At 68.5% G+C, this 2,709-nt stretch carries 2 protein-coding genes; one reads left to right on the plus strand and one right to left on the minus strand.

Annotation, left to right across the window (positions count from 1 at the left end):
- Nucleotides 1-120: 120 nt before the first annotated feature.
- Nucleotides 121-1,071, minus strand: coding sequence for a hypothetical protein (locus EIO58_RS15740; RefSeq protein ID WP_127820297.1), 951 nt, complete (start codon nt 1,069-1,071; stop codon nt 121-123).
- A 117-nt stretch (nt 1,072-1,188) separates the two neighbouring features.
- Here EIO58_RS15740 and murC point away from each other — a divergent pair, with 117 nt between their 5' ends.
- Nucleotides 1,189-2,601, plus strand: a complete 1,413-nt coding sequence (gene murC, locus EIO58_RS15745) for a UDP-N-acetylmuramate--L-alanine ligase (protein WP_127820298.1) — start codon at nt 1,189-1,191, stop codon at nt 2,599-2,601.
- Nucleotides 2,602-2,709: the final 108 nt, after the last annotated feature.

Here is a 2,709-nt window from a genome sequence, read left to right on the forward strand (position 1 = left end):
CGAGCCGGCGGACGGTGGGCAGGCGCTGGCCAGGAGCGAGCTCGCCCGAGGACACAGCCTCCACGACCTGCATGCGGAGCTGCTCGAAGGGGGGAACCGCGGACGATGGGTCGATGACGATCATGCTCGTCCTCCTACTGCGAGCGCATGCTGTGGGATCTTCGAGCGCAGCCCCGGAGGATAAAGCCTTGCCGGCATCGTTCCCTGACCGAGCGAGAGGATCACCTGGAGAGCGGTCACTCCCCACCATGGGAACTGTTGCAGCATCGTGACGACTGTCGGATCGGCCGTCGACATCGCGTCGAAGATCAGGAACGACGCGGACAATCCGAGCGGGAGCCAGGCAGCGACCGCCACAGAGGTGCGCAGAGCCCCGAGCGTGTCTGCGCAGAAGATGTCGTTCCAGGCCAGTTCGAGTTCATCCCGCGCGCGCCGCGGCTGTGCGAGCACGCGCGCCTCGATCATGCGTGTTCCCACTGCGACAACCAGCGCGAACGCCATCGAGATGTTGATGAGTGCGGCAGTCACCGCGGGCGGGCGCCAGAGTCCAGTGGCGTGTCCCACACCGAAGAGCACCACGCATGCGGTCGCTGCAGTGAGCAGGAGTGGCGCGGGGAGGCGTCGCCAGGACTGCAGGTAGTCACGGATCGTGAGGTCTCGAAGATGCGCGACCCGCGGGAAGTCCGGTGAGACGTCGAACAGCTGACTTCGCACATTCACGACGACCGTGGCCGCGCTCAGCGCGCACATGAGCGTCGTGATGGTCACCACCCACATCAGGTGAGGTGATGTGACGAGCCCCGGTACGAAGAGCAGTGGGCCTGTGACTGCCAGTACGCCGAGCAGAGCCCACATGTTCGCGCGAACCTGGGCTCGCAGGCGGATCGCGACCTTGCCCGCTGTCGATTCGGTTCCGAACGGGAGCCTGGCACGTACGGAGTACGCGTGAGCGCGTGTCTGTCCGTAGGCGCGCCCGCGTGTTGCGATCAGCGCGACCACAGGAATGGTGAGTAAGACTCCGAAGCACAGAAGATTGAACACCGCAATCGGCACGTCGAGTGAGATCTCCACGTTCGTGATTGTGTCAACGAACGTTGCAATGTGTCAATACAAAGAGCCGGAGCGAGCCGACCCCGGCCAGCGCGCCGGGGCCCCGGCATCCGACGGCCAACTTAGGATTGGACGGTCATGATCAGACCCGATCTCAGTCTTCCCATCCCCGAGAACATCGAGGCCGCCCACTTCATCGGAATCGGCGGCTCCGGCATGTCGGGGCTCGCGCGCATGTTCCTCGAGCGCGGCATCCGCGTGTCGGGATCCGACCGCGCCGACAGCACGGCGCTGCGCGAGCTCGCAGACCTCGGCGCGACCGTTCACGTCGGGCACGATGCCGCGAACCTCGGCGACGACGTCGACACCGTCGTGCACACCGGCGCGATCTGGCCCGAAAACCCCGAGTTCGTGCTCGCGAAGCAGCGCGGACTCCACGTCATCCACCGTTCGCAGGCGCTGTACTGGCTGATCGGCGGGCGCCGGCTCGTCTCGGTCGCGGGCGCCCACGGCAAGACGACGTCCACCGGCATGATCGTCACGGCGCTGCGCGACCTCGGGGTCGAGCCGACGTTCGTCAACGGCGGCGTCATCGCACAGCTCGGCGTCTCGAGCGGCAGCGGCTCGGACGAGCTCTTCACCATCGAGGCCGATGAGTCCGACGGCACCTTCCTGCTGTACGACACCTCCATCGCGCTCATCACGAACGTCGACCCCGACCACCTCGACCACTGGGGAACGCGCGACGCGTTCTACGCCGCCTTCGCCCGGTTCGCCGACGAGGCGCGCGAGGCCGTGGTCATCTCGTCCGACGACGCGGGGGCGCGCACTGTCGCCGAGCAGCTCACGCACCCCGACATCGTGACCTTCGGCGAAGCCCCCGAGGCCACCGTCCGCGTCAGCGACATCGTCACCGACGGCCCGGTGTCGTTCGCGATCACGCACGACGGCGAGACGGTCAGTGCTCAGCTGCCCGTGCCGGGCGCGCACAACGCCATCAATGCCGCCGGTGCCGTCGCGGTGCTGCTGACGCTCGGGCACGGGCTCGAGGCATCCGTACGCGCCGTCGAGGGCTTCGCCGGCACCGTGCGGCGGTTCGAGCTGCACGGCGTCGAACGGGGCGTGAGCGTGTACGACGACTACGCGCACCATCCCACCGAGGTCGCGGCGGCTCTGGCCGCCGCTCGGAGCGTCGTCGGCGACGGGCGCATCATCGCCATCCAGCAGCCCCACACGTACTCGCGCACGCAGGAGATGTACCGCGAGTTCGCCGAGGTGCTCGAGCAGCACGCCGACCACACGGTGATGCTCGACGTCTACGGCGCGCGAGAGGATCCCGTGCCGGGTGTGACGGGCGAGCTCGTCAGCGGCGCCTTCGCGGACCCGTCGCACGTGCACTACGTGCCGGACTGGCAGGCGGCCGCCGAATACACGGCCTCGATCGCGCGCGGGGGCGACTACGTCATCACGCTCGGCTGCGGCAACGTGAACCTGATCATCCCGCAGGTGCTCGGCGCGCTCGCGAGCAGCGGTCCGGGGGCAGGGGAGTAGCGCCGCATGCGCCGTCCGTCTCCGTTGCCGCAGCCGCCCGCGTCGAGCGCCGAGCCTGAGCATCGCGGGGCGTCCGGCCGTGCCGCGGCGGCGACCGTGGCGGCGGAC

The organism is Microbacterium sp. CPCC 204701, from assembly GCF_004010105.1.
In the GTDB taxonomy this organism is placed as follows: Bacteria; Actinomycetota; Actinomycetes; order Actinomycetales; family Microbacteriaceae; genus Microbacterium.

What these genes read in the sequence shown, in the direction of transcription:
- murC (WP_127820298.1), top strand. Translation starts at nt 1,189, where the DNA reads ATGATCAGACCCGATCTCAGTCTTCCCATCCCCGAGAACATCGAGGCC.